The organism is Dickeya oryzae, assembly GCF_020406815.2.
GTDB classification, from domain to species: Bacteria; Pseudomonadota; Gammaproteobacteria; order Enterobacterales; family Enterobacteriaceae; genus Dickeya; species Dickeya oryzae.
Window position 1 is genome coordinate 3,612,811 of sequence record NZ_CP162670.1, and the last position, 17,733, is coordinate 3,630,543.

Consider the following 17,733-nt stretch of genomic DNA (forward strand, 5'->3'; position numbering starts at 1 on the left):
GCCTTGCCATTCCCACGAGATTTTAGATAACACATCGGTAACCCACAGATAGGATCGAAGTTATAAACATTCACATGGCAATTCCGTCGGTTTATTCACTTTTTCTGTGGACATCTTTGTGAAGAACATCATGAAAAAGTGCGCAAAACTCATAGCAGCTTTTATGTGAGCGTGATCCAGCACGCTAAATTGCCATTCCCTTTCAACGAATTAACCGGCTTTTCCCCGTTCCATCCACTTCTCACCACCAGCCGATACGAATCCAGTTTTCAGAATGGCGAAAGATCGCACTACGATGCTTTTATCCACAGGCAACGAGGTAAAACCAGCCAAAAAATCAGCAAAACCAGCAAAACCACCGTCCGTCAAGGCTGTAAATCAAAACAGTAATCCTGAGTTATCCCGGTTATCCCAGAAATCTGTGGATAACATAGTGTAAAATCCTGTTCATTGCCGGTGTCTTGTCATGAACAAAAACCGGCAGTATGTTTTTCACTGTGGGGAGCAGAAGAAAAATCATAAAAGAATCATGCTATTATTATTTTTCTTCTGAATAGCTGAATGCCTGACGTTATCCCCCGTTATAGCTGTATTTTTTTTAATCAACCCTGTTATCAGTAACGGATACTCGATCCATGCAGACACCCACGCCTCATCAGGTACCGCCGGACAGCGAACACACTCTGTTGCTACGGGCGCAAGCACTGGCCGGTTACTCACTGGCGGAGCTGGCCCGAATCGCCCAATTACCGCTGCCCGCCAACCTGAAACGCGACAAAGGCTGGATAGGCGTCTTGTTGGAACGTTTTCTGGGTGCCAGCGCCGGTAGCAAACCCGAGCAGGATTTCCCTGATATCGGGATTGAATTAAAAACCATCCCGGTGGATGAACAAGGGCGTCCGCTGGAAACCACCTTTGTCTGCGTAGCGCCGCTCACAGGCAACAGCGGTGTCACCTGGGAAAGCAGCCATGTGCGCCATAAATTAGCCAGAGTGCTGTGGATTCCGGTGGAAGGTTCACGCCCTATTCCGCTGGGGGAGCGGCGTATCGGTGCGCCGCTGTTGTGGAGTCCCAGCCCTGAAGAAGAACAACAATTACGTCAGGATTGGGAAGAACTGATGGATTTGATCGTGCTGGGCAAGGTGGAAAGTATTACCGCCCGTCACGGTGAGGTGTTGCAATTGCGCCCCAAAGCCGCCAATAGCCGGGCGCTGACGGAAGCCATTGGTGAACATGGACAACCGATTATGACGCTACCACGCGGTTTTTATCTGAAGAAAACCTTTACCACACCGCTCCTGGCCCGCCATTTTCTGTTGTAATAGCCAGAGCGGCGCTATACCAGACGTTTCCTTCTGGCGTATATCTCTATCACCTGACTCCCGGTGTGCCGAGACTACAGCTTAAAAAGGGGCGGCGATAAATCCGCTTGCCTGCCCGGCATCAGGCCGGAGATAATAGTCATTTACATTTCGTTTAAGGATGTACTGAGATAATGTTCGATTGGATCGCCGACCCTAATGCCTGGCTGGCGCTAGGAACCCTCACCATATTGGAAATCGTCCTTGGCATCGACAACATCATCTTTTTGTCGCTGGTCGTCGCCAAACTCCCTAAACATCAGCAGAATAAAGCCCGACGTATCGGTTTACTCTGCGCCATGCTGATGCGGCTCTGCCTGCTGGCATCAATCGCCTGGGTTATCAGGCTGACCAATCCGTTGTTTAGCGTATTCGGACAAGCCGTTTCTGCCCGCGACCTGATCTTGTTCTTCGGTGGTCTGTTCCTTATCTGGAAATCCAGCAAGGAAATTCACGAAACGATTGAAGGCGGCGCGGAAGATCATGCGTCGCAGGTGCATTCATTCTTCGGTGCCATCGTGCAGATTATGCTGCTGGATATCATCTTCAGCCTGGATTCCGTGATCACAGCCGTCGGCCTGTCTGACCACCTGTTTATCATGATGGCCGCCGTGGTAATTGCCGTCGGTGTCATGATGTTTTCCGCTCGTCCTATCGGTGAATTCGTCGACCGTCACCCCTCGGTGAAAATGCTGGCGTTGTCGTTCCTGATTCTGGTGGGCTTTACACTGATTCTGGAAAGCGTGGCGATTCATGTGCCGAAAGGCTACATCTATTTCGCTATGTTCTTCTCTATGTCGGTGGAAGCGCTGAACCTGATGCGCGGTAAGAAATCCGTCAAAAATCAGTAATTCTCTGGCGGGAAACGGTGTATTCGCCGTTTCCCCGCTTATCCTTACGTATCTTTTTAATTTTTTTACCATAAATCCTAACCTCATCCGAACGACGCTTTGCTAGACTGAAAAAATATTCAATTTTTTTGCTAAACAATAGGTAAATTCAGCATGCGATCTCGGATAACAACCGCCATTGCCCTGACTTTTGTGGTCCTACTCTCCGGCTGTGCCAGCCACTATGTTATCGCCACGAAAGACGGTCAGATGCTGTTGACCAAAGGAAAGCCAGTGCTGGATCCTGCAACCGGACTGCTCAGTTATACTGATGAAGATGGCGTACAACACCAGGTCAACAACAACGGTGTTTCTCAGGTAATGGAACGCTAATGGGTGATTCAGGGCGGTTTGAGGGTAAGGCCCAAGCCGCCTTCGTTGCCGCCTCCCGGTCAGGGGGACGTCGTTTTTGCCCTGATCAATGCGTAGTCTGACCGCACAAAGGGTCTTCCCCCCTCGTCACAGCTTAGTTATAGTCAAAATTGCGGTGCCGTCGCACCCGCGTTACTCAGAAGAATAAAAAGGAAACCGCAATGCTCTATCACCGTATTCCCCACAGCAGTTTGGAAGTCAGTACACTCGGTTTGGGTACCATGACCTTCGGCGAGCAAAATAGCGAAGCAGACGCCCATGCCCAGTTGGATTTTGCGGTTGCCGCCGGTGTTAATCTGATTGATACCGCAGAAATCTATCCGGTTCCGCCACGGCCAGAAACGCAGGGACTCACGGAGAGCTACATCGGTTCCTGGCTGAAAAGCCGCGGCGGGCGTGAAAAGCTGATCATCGCCAGCAAAGTCGCCGGGCCGGTGCGTCTTAATGACAGTAGCTTGCGCCCGCAGCAGGCGCTGGATCGCAAAAATATCCGCGCTGCACTGGACGACAGTCTCAAACGCCTGAACACCGATTATATCGACCTGTATCAGCTACACTGGCCGCAGCGTCAGACCAACAGCTTCGGCAAGCTCAATTACCAGTACACCCAGGAAAAACCGGCCGTCACGCTGCTGGAAACCCTGGAAGCGCTAAACGAACAGGTGCGGGCGGGGAAAATCCGCTATATCGGTGTATCGAACGAAACCCCATGGGGGGTGATGCGCTATTTGCAACTGGCGGAAAAACATGAGTTGCCGCGTATCGTCTCTATTCAAAACCCCTATAGTCTGCTGAACCGCAGCTTCGAGGTCGGTCTGGCTGAAGTCAGCCAGCATGAAGGCGTGGAACTGCTGGCCTACTCGCCGCTGGCATTCGGCACCTTGACGGGGAAATACCTCAACGGCGCTAAACCGGCAGGCGCACGTAATACGTTGTTTAGTCGTTTTGTCCGCTACTCGGCACCGCATACCCAGCAAGCCATCGCCGAATATGTGGCACTGGCGAACAAGCACGGTCTGGACCCGGCGCAGATGGCGTTGGCGTTTGTGCGCCAGCAACCGTTTGTCGCCAGTACCCTGCTTGGCGCAACAACGCTGGAACAGTTAAAAACCAACCTGGATAGCCTGAACCTGACGCTCGGCGAAGAGATCCTGACGGAACTGGAAGCTATCCACCGCCGCTTTACCATTCCCGCACCGTGATGGTGTACTGCTCTATGATGGTGTAGTGCTCCATGATGGTGTAGTGCACGTTGATAATATACTGCGCCTTCCCAGGAAGGCGCAGTACCCACAGTACCGTTCAGTCAGAACGCCATGCTAAATAACGCCTGAGCGCTATCATCTTTAATACGGGTAGCGCGATCGCCTTGATACCCCAGTGACAAATGCATATTACGGGAAAAATCCACCGCCACGCCTGCCCGCATCAGGCGCGTGTTATCCGCCAGCGGCAACCCTTGTGTGGTAAAGGTATCGCCACCGGAAACAAAGCGTAAACGAACCTGATTGTCATCGTGGGTTAAACGATGCTGATAGCCGATATCCCCATACAACGACACCGGCAGGCGTGATAACGGCCGGACTTTCAGGCGCAAGCCACCGGTTGCAAAGGCACTACGGCTGGTCTCTTTATCAAACGCCAGTGCTGCACTATTACCGCCCTCCTGCCCTGCCTGATTTTGCAGCCAGACCCAGGCGGTATTGCCATAGGGCTCGACACTGACGTTATCAAAGAAGTCAAAGCGGTGGCTGGCTTCCACAAACCCCTGAGCCAGATTGGCGCGATAATCACCGGTTGCCTGCCCGTCCAGGCTGAGGACAGTAATACCGCGCTGGCTATCGAGCGTGATATGGCTATAACTCAGGCCAGAGCGCAGATCGAGCGCCAATGCCCGGCCAGACAAATACACACCGGCATGCAAGGCGTTCAGATCACCTCTGGATGCACGAGAGTCCATCGTGATTTGCCCTTTTTCCGCACCAACGGCAACCCCCAACGCCCCTTGTTCGCCAACCGGGGTACCATTGCCAAGCAACACGCCGTAACCATTGTATTTGATTCCTGCCTGTACGCCGTTGCTATCCTGCCGACCATCATACCCCCAGCTACTGACCCAGGGCTCCACGCCTTTGCCTGCGCTGCTCATGGTATTGTTCAGAATCTCTCTAACCGACTGGCTGTTTTGAATCAGCGCGTTGCGCGCACTGGCATAAAACTCACCGTTCAGATTATCAAACGCACGTCGGGCGCTGTCGGCATCCGGCAGATCAGCAATTGCGCTCAATACCGCTGTACCCGATTGGTTATCGATGGCGTTAGCTATCGCACTCTGATTCGCGGTTTGCGCCACATCGCTAAAACGCACACTGTTACGCACCACACTGACCAGCGCACTTTGCGCGTTATAGGTCAATGCATTGGTCAAAAACAGCGAATTGTTCGTCGACTCCAGTGCATCAAATGCGCCGGTCAAGGTGCCGGCCTTCACCAGCGTGAACTGCGCCCCCAGATGGGCGGGAGCTTGCCCAACCAACTTAACCGTCCCGGCCAACTGAGCAGTATTCGTCACCACCAGTTGATCTGCATTACCTTGTTGATCGATCTCCACCAGATAAATGGAGCCGGGATCAAAGCGTACATTACCCACCGTGAGTGTCCCGATTGAATTGCCCGGTGATAATGTGCCGCCATTCTGTACCACGACAGAGCCGTTGATAGTGCCATGCCCACCGAGTATCGCGCCGGATAATACCCAGGCGTCACCGGCCAGATGCCCGGCATCACCGGCGACCTTACCGACAATCAGCTTGCCACCTTCTACTACCGTCGGACCGGCAAAGGTGTCATTCCCTGTCAGGTATAGCGTACCGGCACCCTGCTTACGCAGGCCGACATCCAGCCCAAGCAACGCACTCCCACTGGTGGTATTTTTCACCTGGCCGATGTCGTTACTCCAGGTGCTATCAATACCTTTGGTATCAATAGAGTACAGGGCAAAATTCCCACCAAACGTACCGCTACTGAGATCGCTGTCCACCAGACGTTTCGCGTTCAGCAAACCGGGGCCTTGTACCGCTTTAAACGCATTGACGACCCCTTGCCCAAATAGCGCCTGATAGTCACTCTGTGACATCACGGTAATATTCTGGTCGGCAGCTGCACTCAAAATCGCCGCGCGCACCTGATCATCCGTCATACCGTTATAGGGGCTTTTAATTTTCAATGAGCTTATTAGTGTGGTCAGTTCATCATCGGTGAAGGTAATACCGGTATGGGTGGAATACACCTTGATAGCCGTACCGGTGAGCGACTGATTCTCGTCATACTGTTCATTCGCCAGTACCACCGCTTTCGGCAACGCATCACCCGTCAGTGGCGTCGCGGTCGACAACAGCACATCCGCAATCTGCTTGCCACTCATATAGGGAAACGCCTGGCTGACCAGTGCACCGACCCCCGCGACATAAGGTGAAGCGAATGACGTGCCGCTCACCCGAAAATAAGTGTTATTGGTGGAGGGTGTGATGATATTAACGCCCGGAGCCAGCAGACTATACTCGGTCGCGCCCTGCGCCAGGTTGCTGAAGGTGGCAATAAACGCCGCGCTGCTGGTAGGCTGAGAGGGATCATAAGCCATGACGTTAATCCAGGTATTGGCGATATTGTCCTGAAGGCCATTGTTATCCAGCACGGTCGGCAGCGCGGAAAACAGTGTCGGCGTCAGGTGTCCTTCGTTACCGGCGGACATCACCATTAACTGCCCCTGACTGGCCAGCACATTCCCTGCGCTGACATAAGCAGGGACCACCGTATTGAGCAGCAAGTCCTGCATGGCAGCCGAGTAAGAGGAAAGCTGGTCGGGATAGAACAGAAACCCCCAACTGTTGCTGATGATTTTCACATCCGGGCGGTTGGTCATATCCACCATACCCTGCAATAAATCCCCAATGGAGTTATCCGTTCCCAGCGTTAACAGGTTCGAATCATAGGCAATGCCTTGTACCCCAACCCCATTGCGGGCAGCACCGATCACCCCGGCGACCCAATAACCGTGCGGACTGGCACTGCTGGGGTCGCTAATCCAGTGTGAACCTGAGTCCACCTTGCCATTGAATTCATCATTACTGGATAAATCCCCGACGCGGTTAATAATGCCAACGGTGACCCCAGCACCGCTGTACCCCAGTGCATACGCATCAGCCGCGTGGATAGAATCGAGCGCGGCACCGTTGCGCAGATATTCAGGTGTGCGAAAATCCTCAGCGGTTGCGGCATAACCTGGAGAAACCGCCCCGCTAATGCTCAGCATCAGTAATACTATCGCGAGACATCCTATCTTAACGCGAACTCTCTTAACACGAATGTTATCGATGACAACCCGGCAGATGTGATGAAAAAAATCCGTTTTTTGGGCATGAGAAGCCCCTAACGTCTGAAACGTCATGCGCATATGACTCATCCTGGCAATGAAAAAATAATAAAATCTCAATAAGCGGATCAAGAGATCCGATAATCAAGCAGTACGGGACATTTTATTTGCTGTGCGAGGAGTGACGCCTTACTCATTATTCCCTTCATGCGCCATTACGCATTGAGGGACAGGGATGAGAAGCCGTCACTAAAAGAGAACATTGATGAATCTCGTTGAACAAAAAAGTGCTCAATCGTCATCATCATAGTGGTGAAAATACCGCCTGTTGGAGCACACCTTGCCATCATCAACCGTCATCCTTATTCGGTAATATATTCCATTTAATACATTCCATTGCTTCAGAAGCAGCACTATGTTTGTCATAACCCGTCATACTTCGTGTATCACACTTCAGGTTTCAAAGACGGGTTTCAAATACGTTGGGTATCAACTCCCAACCATTAACACATCGACCTGCAACCCGGTGACCATGAGCCTGTTTTTACAGAATGACATCATGCCATAACGAAAATCTGCACTTCTTAATAATATTCTTACACAAGAAAAATGAACAAAACAAGCCATTTCATTTTCAATTTTGTGAAAGAAAATAAAATTGAAACAAAATTAAAATGAATAGAAAGATCAAGAAACAATGACGTGAATAAGGAAATAAGGAAATAAGGAAATAAGGAAATAAGGAAATAAGGAAATAAGGAAGTTTAATAAATGTAAATCGCAGCAGCGAATGTGAAGGGGTGCATATACGATAAAAAGAAAAAGACGAACACAGAATAATGTATTCGCCCTTATAAAAACAAAGGTTATTTAATTGACTTCAATAACGTCTGGCGTTGATTTTCCAGTGCCGTCACCCGATTGCAAACATCATGACCAAAACGCTGAAAATCTGATTCCTGCGTTTTCCACTCAGTTTGAATGGCTTGTTGCAGACCACCCAGATTACCCATCATCGCCTGCAATGGATTACCGCCGCTGCTGCCCAGTTGTTTGACGCCCATTTCATTGAGGCTATCTTGCAAGACCCCACCCATTGTCCGCTCGACAATCTGCTGTCCGTCCTGCTCAGCCTGCTTAATTGCCTGATGATGAAAGGCCAGGCCATCGCTGCGATGCTCGATAATTCGGTTCATCTGCTGTTTTAGCTGCTCATCCAATGACCCCAGCCGATTGCGCACATTGCTGTCACTACCTAACTGCTGCACAATCACCTTGTCTAATGCCTGACGCGCTTTCTCCAGGTGTTGGCGTGCCCCTTCGTCAATCCACGGCAGTTGCTGGCGCAATTCAGCCTGATACGACTGAGCCTGCTGACGCTGTGCACTATTGAGGTTCAGCGCACTGCCGTTGCTCACTACATCCCCTTGCGGTGAAATTTGCAGATTACCGCTGGCACCGACCACGCTCACACTCTGTGGGCTGATAATGATGTCGTCTTGTGGTTGAACATGGCATTGATAGGCTGCCTGTGCTTGCCAGGCCAGTAACATCAATGCTCCCAAGGTCATTTTACGCAACATAAAAACTCCTGAAAAAACGGCGTCAAACACCAGCCGCAACACACCCGGCGGCAAAGGCTTTCACCACAGTCATCACCGGCGTACTTCACCGATGATGACAGCAGTGGTGACAAAAAACGCGCGATTTAACCGAGGTGAGCGGGCAGATCCCACCAAATGTCGAACAAATCGCTGACCGTTACTTCCGTCAACTGATGTAACTCCAGCCAGTTACGCACCAGTTCACGCTGTTCATCGGTGCAGTTACCCAGCTTTTGCAGGCACACCAGACCTTCCCATTGCAGATAGCCGCTGCCTTCAAACGCCAGGCCGTTTGGCTCGATCACCTCATCAACAAACAGATCCAGCGTGCGATCGATCTCTTCCACACTGGTTCCTTGCGCAAAACGCCAGCTAACCGAAAAACCAAACTCCTGAAACTCATCGATATGCAGTTTCTTGCGTAAACGACGACTCCGATTCTTAGCCATTATTGATTCCTCTCAAACATCAGATCCCAGACGCCATGCCCCAGCCGTTGGCCGCGGGCCTCAAATTTCGTCAACGGCCGTGAAGCCGGACGCGGTACATAATCATTATGGTCAGACAGATTGCGGTAACCTGCGACCGTACTCATCACTTCGAGCATATGTTGCGCATAAGGTTCCCAGTCGGTCGCCATATGGAACACCCCGCCAACCGCCAATTTCCGCAGCACCAGCTCAGCGAACGGTGCTTGTACAATGCGACGTTTGTTATGGCGCGCTTTGTGCCACGGGTCAGGGAAAAACAGTTGCACCATGGCAAGCGAACCATCGGGAATCATTCGCTCCAGCACTTCTACGGCGTCGTGGCACATCACCCGTAGGTTTTCGACGCCCGCTTCCTGAGCGGCCCCCAGACAAGCGCCCACACCGGGAACATGTACTTCGATACCGATAAAATTCTGTTCCGGGTGCTGCTGCGCCATCGTCACCAGTGATGCGCCCATCCCAAAACCAATCTCCAACACCACTGGCGCCTCACGCCCAAATAACTGGGTGAAATCCAGCGGCTCATTCTGATATTCCACGCCCATCACCGGCCAAAAATCATCCAGCGCCTGTTGCTGTCCTTTGGTCAGGCGGCCCTGGCGGCGCACAAAACTGCGGATTCTGCGCAGTGGACGCCCGTTTTCATCGAATTCCGGAGAGATGACGTTATTGATCATAATGCGTTCTGTAAGTCTGATTGGGTTGGGAAAACGCGCATTATCCAAGGATACGGTTGTTTAGCAAGTAGGCGGAGGCGGAAAGTTCCGGTTTACAGTACATTCACTCTGTGCTGCAATCGCTGTCAAATTTTTACCTGCCGGATAACGACGCCTCTATGATGCAAGCGCAACAGTTCGCGCAACAGGTGCTGGAGTGGTACGAGCGCTACGGACGTAAAACCTTACCCTGGCAGCTCGAGAAAACCCCGTATAAAGTCTGGCTGTCAGAAGTGATGCTACAGCAGACCCAGGTCACCACCGTCATTCCCTATTTCGAACGGTTTATGGCGCGCTTTCCTACGGTGCGAGAACTGGCTGCGGCTCCATTAGATGATGTACTGCACCTGTGGACCGGGCTTGGCTACTATGCCCGCGCCCGCAACCTGCATAAAGCGGCGCAAACGATAGTCGAACGCCACGGCGGCGACTTCCCTACCCGATTCGATGACATCGTCGACCTGCCCGGCGTGGGCCGCTCCACAGCGGGTGCTATTCTCTCGCTGTCGCTCGGTCAGCACTATCCGATTCTGGATGGCAATGTCAAACGGGTATTAGCGCGTTGCTACGCCGTCGCTGGCTGGCCGGGGAAAAAAGAGGTCGAGAAGCAGCTGTGGACGTTGAGCGAAACCGTCACCCCGTCGCTCGGTGTCGAAAAATTTAATCAGGCGATGATGGATTTGGGAGCGATGGTCTGCACCCGCAGCCGCCCCAAATGCGAACTCTGCCCGCTCAGTAACGGTTGTGTCGCTTACGCTAACCATAACTGGGCAGAATACCCTGGCAAAAAACCCAAGCAGACATTACCGGAAAGGACCGCCTGGTTCTTGCTGATGCAACAGGCACAGACTGTTTGGCTGGAGCAACGTCCGCCGGTCGGCCTGTGGGGCGGCCTGTACTGTTTTCCGCAATTCACTACGAAAGATGAATTGGTGCAATGGCTCAGTCAGCGCGGCATCCCCCAACAAGGGCTGCGTCAGGGCATTGCCTTTCGTCATACCTTCAGCCATTTCCACCTGGATATTGTACCGATGTGGCTGGAGGTCTCCGACACAGGTTCCTGCATGGATGAAGGTGCCGGTCTTTGGTATAACTTAGCGCACCCGCCATCCGTAGGGCTCGCCGCCCCGGTAGAACGGTTGTTACGCCAGTTGGCTCAGCCGCAATCGGTCTTCGCTGACGCCTGTGCACATGATGAGGAATAAGCATGAGCAGAACCATTTTTTGTACTTTTTTACAACGTGACGCCGAAGGGCTCGACTTCCAGCTTTACCCCGGTGAGTTGGGTAAACGCATTTATAACAACATTTCGAAAGAAGTCTGGGCACAGTGGCAAACCAAGCAGACCATGCTTATCAACGAGAAAAAACTCAACATGATGAATGTGGAACACCGCAAGCTGCTGGAACAAGAGATGGTGCAGTTCCTGTTTGAAGGCAAGGACGTGCATATCGACGGTTACACCCCGCCGCAACACTAAATGACAAGGGCCGACAGGCCCTGATGCATTCCTGATCCCGTACGGCTAGATACAATGAAGAAACTGCTTGCTTTGCTGCTTGTCGCCCCGTTGTTGATCTCCTGCTCCAGCAAAAAAGGAGGTGAGAACAACGAAGCGTTTATTAAAGACACCAACGCCTTCGACATTTTGATGGGGCAATTCGCCAATAACATCGAAAACATCTGGGGATTGAACGAGGTTCTGATCGCCGGCCCCAAAGACTACGTCAAATACTCCGATCAATATATGACACGTAGTCACGTCAACTTCGACGCCGGTACCATCACCATCGAAACCATTTCTTCAACTAACTATCTGTCCAGTTTGCGTCAGGCGATTATCACCACCCTGCTGATGGGGGATAACGCCAGCAATACCGACCTTTATTCCGATGCCAACGATATCCAGATAAGCCGTGAACCCCTGCTGTACGGTCAGGTGCTGGACAACACCGGCCAGCCGATTCGCTGGGAAGGCCGCGCGGGTAATTTTGCTGATTATCTGCTGCAGAACAAGTTGCAACGCCGTACATCCGGTATGAAGGTCATCTGGTCGGTCACCATTCAACTGGTGCCGAACCACCTGGATAAACGTGCGCACAAATACCTGCCGATGGTGCGTCAGGCTTCCGAACGCTATGGCATCGACGCCTCGCTGATTCTCGCCATCATGCAAACCGAATCCAGTTTCAACCCGTATGCGGTTAGCCGCTCTGACGCGCTGGGGCTGATGCAGGTGGTACAACACAGCGCAGGACGCGATGTATTCAAAATGAGAGGTAAATGGGGCCAGCCAAGCCGCAGTTACCTGTTTGACCCGGAGAACAACATCGATACCGGTACGGCCTATCTGGCGATGCTGAAAAACGTCTATCTGTCTGGCATTCAGGATCCGACGTCACAACGCTACGCCATGATCACCGCCTATAACGGCGGCGCGGGTAGCGTATTACGGGTCTTCTCCAGCGATAAAGACACGGCGTTTGGCATTATCAATACCATGTCGCCCAACCAGGTCTACCAGACCCTGACGACACGCCATCCATCTGCTGAATCACGCCATTATCTGTACAAGGTGAATACGGCGCAGAAAAACTATCGCGGTTATAGCCGCTGATATCTCGCCGCAACAAGCGGTGTCCGTTCAGGACACCGCTTGCTTCCCAACCCTCTCTATTTTTTGTCGCCTCCAGCGCCATTTCTGCATCACCTCATTAGCAATGATTAACAAATGACCATTGCAAACGATTGGTTACAGTCATAAGCAAACACTATCTAAAAAGCCAATTAATAGACTTAACGACTAAGAAAACAACATTTAACCAATTAATCACTTACTAAAGGCGAAAAATGAAGCATACAAACAAAACAAAGTGAAGGAATCGACGCAGAGAGTTTTTGCCTCTCCGGTCAGGAAACGGTAGCATCGCTGGCGTTTTTAGCTCCCCTGCACCGCAGAAGCAAAAACGCTATTCATATGATGAAAAGCAAGCCACACGATGAACCAGGCTGTGACACAACAGCTAACTTCATGCTCCTGAATGACAGACAAGGAATCAAACGGGCAATGAATCAACATAAAAATGAGGCCGAGCACCACGCCAAACGGCGTTGGCTCGATTCACACGAAGCGGGTTACCACAAAAGCATGGGTAACCGTCAGGTGCAGATGATCGCTATCGGTGGTTCGATTGGTACCGGCTTATTTCTCGGCGCGGGCGCGCGATTGCAGATGGCTGGCCCGGCACTGGCGTTGGTGTATCTGACGTGCGGTATTTTCTCGTTTTTCATTCTGCGAGCACTGGGCGAATTGATCGTACACCGTCCTTCCAGCGGAAGTTTTGTTTCCTATGCCCGCGAATTCTTGGGCGAAAAAGCCTCTTATGTTGCAGGCTGGATGTACTTCCTCAACTGGGCGATGACTGGCATCGTCGATATCACCGCCGTCGCGCTTTACATGCACTATTGGGGAACTTTTGCCGATATTCCCCAATGGATGTTCGCGCTCGGGGCTCTGGCTATCGTCACTACCATGAACATGATTGGCGTGAAGTGGTTCGCCGAGATGGAGTTCTGGTTCGCATTGATCAAAGTGGCAGCCATTTCCCTGTTCCTGATCGTGGGCACGATTTTTCTCGGCACGGGCAAAACGCTGGATGGCAACATACCGGGATTGCACCTGATAACCGATAACGGCGGTCTGTTTCCGCATGGTCTGCTACCCGCATTAGTGCTGATACAAGGGGTTATCTTCGCGTTTGCCGGGGTAGAGCTTATCGGTACCGCCGCAGGCGAGTGTAAAGACCCGGAAAAGACACTGCCCAAAGCGGTCAACAGTGTTATCTGGCGTATCGGCCTGTTTTACGTCGGCTCCGTCATCCTGCTGGTCTGCCTGTTGCCGTGGAACGCCTATCAGGCCGGACAAAGCCCGTTCGTTACCTTCTTTAGTAAACTGGGTGTCCCTTACATCGGCACTATCATGAATATCGTGGTGCTCTCGGCGGCACTCTCCAGCCTTAACTCCGGCCTGTATTCTACCGGCCGCATCCTGCGTTCGTTGTCTCAGGGCGGTTCAGCACCGAAATTCCTTGGCAACATGAACGCGCAGTCAGTGCCTTATGCCGGGATCCTGGTTACCGTTTGTATCCATGTGATCGGGGTATTTCTGAACTATATTGTGCCGTCGCAGGTATTTGAAATCGTACTGAACGTGGCTTCGCTCGGTATTATCAGTTCCTGGGCATTCATCATTATTTGCCAGATGAAACTGCGTCAGGCCATTCATCAGGGCAAAGCCAAACCCGTCTCTTTCCGTATGCCGCTGGCACCCTTTTCCTCCTGGCTGACGCTGGCCTTCTTGCTCAGCGTGCTGGTGCTGATGGCGCTGGATTACCCTAACGGCACCTGGACCATCGCTACGATTCCGATGCTGGCTGTCCTGCTTGTCGCGGGCTGGTATGGGCTGCGCAAACAAAAAGAAGACGCCAACCGTCTGAAAGCAGAGCATGAGAAAACAGCAGGGTAAAACATCAGTAGTAGTATAAATAAGAAGCCCCGACAGTTTGCCGGGGCTTCACTTTTTACGCGCAACAAACAGATTTAGTTGTCATAGTGCCACATAATCCAGGCACCATTTTCATATCGGCATTTAAAAGTTGCATTACCAGCTGCAACACCGACCAAATCCTCTTCAACGGTATAACCATCGATACCTTTGCGCGTACTCACTTTCGCAATAATATCTTTGTTGGCAATATACCGCTCTATCTGGTCTGGGACGCCACCAACCGGTGCCGCCTGTTCCGCACAATAGGTACCATTCACCAGTTGATCAAAAGTCCGCTGACGAATAAACAACGTGGTATTCAATTCCGTTGATTCCGGCCGTGTTTTATGTTGCTCGATAGCCATACTAATTCGAAGTTCTCGATCACTCTTTACCGCCTCAACCATGTCATTGGTATCCTTGACTGGTTCAAAGTGTTTAATAGCCGTTTCTTGTTTCATCATTACTAATGGCATCATGTTTCCCTTTGTTTCGAATATCACGACCCAGAGTCGAACATACTGGGGAGTATATTAATGTGGACATACGGTCAAATGACCATCCACTGGAGCATCATAGTGAGGCAGTGATCCATTAAGCTCGGTCTGACAAAGGAATAAATTGGAGAACATCAATAGCAAGGAGGGATTTAAAGAGTGGGTGCCTGAAGGCAGAGCAAGGATTGCCGCATTATGTCGATTCATAATGCGGCAAGAATGATGATGAAATTAGCGGACAATCACATTCGCACACAGACGTTTGCTACCGTCTTCCTGCGCCACACTGTAAACGCCTTGTAGTTCCGGCGCAAAGCCTGGCATCAGGTTAATACCGGCTTCGAGAGCCTGGAAATAGTGCAGCACCGCACCACCCCACACTTCCCCCGGCACCACGCACAACACGCCCGGTGGGTAAGGCAACGCGCCTTCAGCGGCGATTCGCCCCTCAGCCTCAGCCAACGGCACCAGATCCACCTCGCCACGGATATACGCGGTATGCGCGTCCTGCGGTAATACCACCGCCTGCGGGAAAGAGGCTTTACGGAACATCTCTTTTTGCAGCCTTTTCACGTCATGGCTGGCGTAAAAATCATGCATTTCCTGACATAACTGCCGCAACGTATAACCGGTATAACGCTGTTCATGCTTGCGATACAGACTCGGCAAGACTTCGCTTAACGGCGCGTCCTGCTCGATCAGTTGCTCAAACTGCACCAACGCCGCTACCAGACGCTCCATCTTCGCACGGTCTTCTGCTGGCGTAAGCAAGAACAAAATCGAGTTCAGATCGCATTTCTCTGGAATGATGCCGTGCTCACGCAGGTAGTTGGCGAGAATCGTCGCCGGAATACCAAATGGGGTATAAGCCCCCGTTGCTGCGTCAATCCCCGGCGTAGTCAGCAACAGCTTACACGGGTCAACAAAATACTGTTGCTGCGCGTAGCCTTCAAAAGCATGCCAGTTGTCGCCCGGCTCGAAGTTAAAGAAACGCACGTCTTGTGCCATCACATCGGTATCGTGATCCTGCCAGCGTTTCCCCCCCACCATCGGCGGCACAAACGGTTTGATAAGCGTACAGTGCTCCAGCAGTTGCTTGCGCGCTTCAATCCCCAGCCTGACGCATTCCATCCACAACCTGCGACCGCTCGGCCCTTCGTGCATTTTGGCGTTCACATCCAGTGCCGCAAACAGCGGGTAAAATGGGCTGGTGGAAGCATGCAGCATGAAGGCGTTATTCAGGCGCTTATGCGGACAAAAGCGTTTTTGCCCACGAATATGGTTATCTTTCTTGTGGATTTGCGACGTTTGTGAGAAACCAGCCTGCTGTTTATGCACCGACTGGGTGACAAAAATCCCCGGGTCGTTCTCGTTTAAATCCAGCAGCAGTGGCGAGCACTGCTCCATCATCGGGATGAACTGCTCATATCCCACCCAGGCAGAGTCAAACAAAATGTAGTCACACAGGTGACCGATGCTATCCACCACCTGGCGGGCGTTATAGATAGTGCCGTCGTAGGTGCCCAATTGAATGACGGCCAGCCGGAACGGCCTGGCTTCATCAGCACGGTCTGGAGCGGCTTCGCGAATAAGCTCGCGCAGATAGCCTTCATCAAAACAATGCGCGTCCACCCCACCGATAAAACCAAATGGGTTACGGGCCGTTTCCAGATAAATTGGCGTCGCCCCCGCCTGAATCAGCGCACCATGATGGTTGGATTTGTGGTTATTACGATCAAACAACACCAGATCGCCGCGTGTCAGCAAGGCGTTGGTCACCACTTTGTTCGCCGCCGACGTCCCGTTCAGCACAAAGTAGGTTTTATCAGCATTGAACACGGTTGCAGCAAATTTTTGCGCTTTTTTAGCGGCACCTTCATGGATCAACAAGTCGCCCAGTTTCACATCTGCGTTGCAGATGTCGGAGCGGAACATGTTTTCGCCATAAAATTCGAAAAACTGACGGCCTGCCGGATGCTTGCGGAAAAATGACCCGCCCTGATGCCCTGGGCAGGCAAACGTGGTATTACGCATGCCAACATACTTAGACAGCGTGTCGAAAAATGGTGGCAACAAACGAGCCTGATACTCCGCAGCCACTTTTTCCAGTTGCAGCGCGTGTTCTCCGCCTTTATCCAGACTCAGCCACTCGCTGCCCGGCGGCAACAGTTCCTCACTGGTGTGCCACGGCTCGCGCACCACGAACGCCGGAATACCGAAACCGGAGTGATGCATCACCGACAGGATGCCACTGCGCGCCTCCTCAACCGACACCACGACGGCCGCGATATCGGTAAAATCGGTCTGACTGAGCGCCACAATCGGACGCAAGGTGATTAGACGGGAGGCAACCGCCGCATTAGCCGCAATTTTTAACTGTTTCATGTACCCAAACCCAAACGGTCAAGAATGAGTGTACGTGCCTGAAAGACACCGCGCAGAGATAACGCTACGTGTTAAGCGTAACGTACCCCATCAACTACTGCCCAAAACGACAAACAGCATGCCAGCTAACCGCGACAAATGTATGACCCGCGCCAGCGGCACAGGGAAATACGCATCATCTGGGACCAGCACCGTCCGATAGACATCAGTAAAATCAGAGACCGAACGGCTCTATTTTTAGTCATGCCTAACAGTGGGCGTCAGCACGCCTCACCGCATGGTGGTAAGGGATAATCGAGAAAACAGGGGGGGGGTTAACGCAAAGCGTTCAGAGTGCGGCAACAACAGCGGAGATCCGGCGCACGGTGTCTGTACCATGGGCGTTGAATCTGACATATCCGCAATCCTCTAAATAACCGCAGGTGGAAGGTAAGCTAAAAACCGCGCAATAGTGGCATTATTTTTCACCGAATTCAAGAAAACGAATGTGACAGTATTT

At 51.9% G+C, this 17,733-nt stretch carries 14 protein-coding genes; 8 read left to right on the forward strand and 6 right to left on the reverse strand.

Features of this window, described 5'->3' with window-relative positions; all coding sequences use genetic code 11:
* The first annotated feature begins 635 nt into the window (after positions 1-635).
* From mutH to LF929_RS15780, 4 genes are all read left to right on the forward strand, one after another.
* Complete coding sequence (gene mutH / locus LF929_RS15765; RefSeq protein ID WP_038903570.1) at positions 636-1,322, forward strand: DNA mismatch repair endonuclease MutH; 687 nt, start codon at positions 636-638, stop codon at positions 1,320-1,322.
* Positions 1,323-1,495: 173 nt separating this feature from the next.
* On the forward strand, positions 1,496-2,212 hold the full coding sequence (locus LF929_RS15770; RefSeq protein WP_038903569.1) for a TerC family protein: 717 nt from the start codon (positions 1,496-1,498) through the stop codon (positions 2,210-2,212).
* Positions 2,213-2,365: 153 nt separating this feature from the next.
* Entirely contained in the window at positions 2,366-2,584 is a 219-nt protein-coding gene (locus tag LF929_RS15775; RefSeq protein ID WP_038903568.1) for a YgdI/YgdR family lipoprotein, read from the forward strand.
* A gap of 200 nt (positions 2,585-2,784) precedes the next feature.
* Entirely contained in the window at positions 2,785-3,825 is a 1,041-nt protein-coding gene (locus LF929_RS15780) for an NADP(H)-dependent aldo-keto reductase (RefSeq protein WP_038903566.1), read from the forward strand.
* A gap of 104 nt (positions 3,826-3,929) precedes the next feature.
* Here the strand turns inward: LF929_RS15780 and LF929_RS15785 are convergent, their stop codons facing one another.
* The 4 genes from LF929_RS15785 to trmB all read right to left on the reverse strand — a co-directional run bounded on the left by LF929_RS15785 (position 3,930) and on the right by trmB (position 9,767).
* The gene (locus tag LF929_RS15785; protein ID WP_226092647.1) at positions 3,930-7,076 is read right to left on the reverse strand and encodes an autotransporter serine protease; all 3,147 of its coding nucleotides are present in this window, start codon (positions 7,074-7,076) and stop codon (positions 3,930-3,932) included.
* A gap of 785 nt (positions 7,077-7,861) precedes the next feature.
* The gene (locus LF929_RS15790) at positions 7,862-8,578 is read right to left on the reverse strand and encodes a DUF2884 domain-containing protein (RefSeq protein ID WP_226092648.1); all 717 of its coding nucleotides are present in this window, start codon (positions 8,576-8,578) and stop codon (positions 7,862-7,864) included.
* Positions 8,579-8,703: 125 nt separating this feature from the next.
* Positions 8,704-9,048, reverse strand: a complete 345-nt coding sequence (locus tag LF929_RS15795) for a YggL family protein (protein WP_226092649.1) — start codon at positions 9,046-9,048, stop codon at positions 8,704-8,706.
* On the reverse strand, positions 9,048-9,767 hold the full coding sequence (trmB, locus tag LF929_RS15800) for a tRNA (guanosine(46)-N7)-methyltransferase TrmB (protein ID WP_038903564.1): 720 nt from the start codon (positions 9,765-9,767) through the stop codon (positions 9,048-9,050). The genes LF929_RS15795 and trmB overlap by 1 nt, the downstream gene beginning before the upstream one ends.
* 158 nt (positions 9,768-9,925) lie before the next feature.
* Between trmB and mutY the strand changes: the two genes are divergently transcribed.
* The 4 genes from mutY (at position 9,926) to ansP (ending at position 14,331) form a co-directional block, all read left to right on the forward strand.
* Complete coding sequence (gene mutY / locus LF929_RS15805) at positions 9,926-11,011, forward strand: A/G-specific adenine glycosylase (RefSeq protein WP_226092650.1); 1,086 nt, start codon at positions 9,926-9,928, stop codon at positions 11,009-11,011.
* A gap of 2 nt (positions 11,012-11,013) precedes the next feature.
* On the forward strand, positions 11,014-11,286 hold the full coding sequence (locus tag LF929_RS15810) for an oxidative damage protection protein (RefSeq protein WP_210175638.1): 273 nt from the start codon (positions 11,014-11,016) through the stop codon (positions 11,284-11,286).
* Between the two features lie 54 nt (positions 11,287-11,340).
* Positions 11,341-12,423, forward strand: coding sequence for a membrane-bound lytic murein transglycosylase MltC (mltC, locus tag LF929_RS15815; protein WP_038903562.1), 1,083 nt, complete (start codon positions 11,341-11,343; stop codon positions 12,421-12,423).
* Between the two features lie 450 nt (positions 12,424-12,873).
* Complete coding sequence (ansP, locus tag LF929_RS15820; protein WP_226092651.1) at positions 12,874-14,331, forward strand: L-asparagine permease; 1,458 nt, start codon at positions 12,874-12,876, stop codon at positions 14,329-14,331.
* Between the two features lie 74 nt (positions 14,332-14,405).
* Here the strand turns inward: ansP and LF929_RS15825 are convergent, their stop codons facing one another.
* Positions 14,406-14,816, reverse strand: coding sequence for a hypothetical protein (locus tag LF929_RS15825; RefSeq protein ID WP_041164291.1), 411 nt, complete (start codon positions 14,814-14,816; stop codon positions 14,406-14,408).
* A gap of 264 nt (positions 14,817-15,080) precedes the next feature.
* Complete coding sequence (locus LF929_RS15830) at positions 15,081-17,234, reverse strand: ornithine decarboxylase (protein WP_038907199.1); 2,154 nt, start codon at positions 17,232-17,234, stop codon at positions 15,081-15,083.
* Positions 17,235-17,733 lie beyond the last annotated feature (499 nt).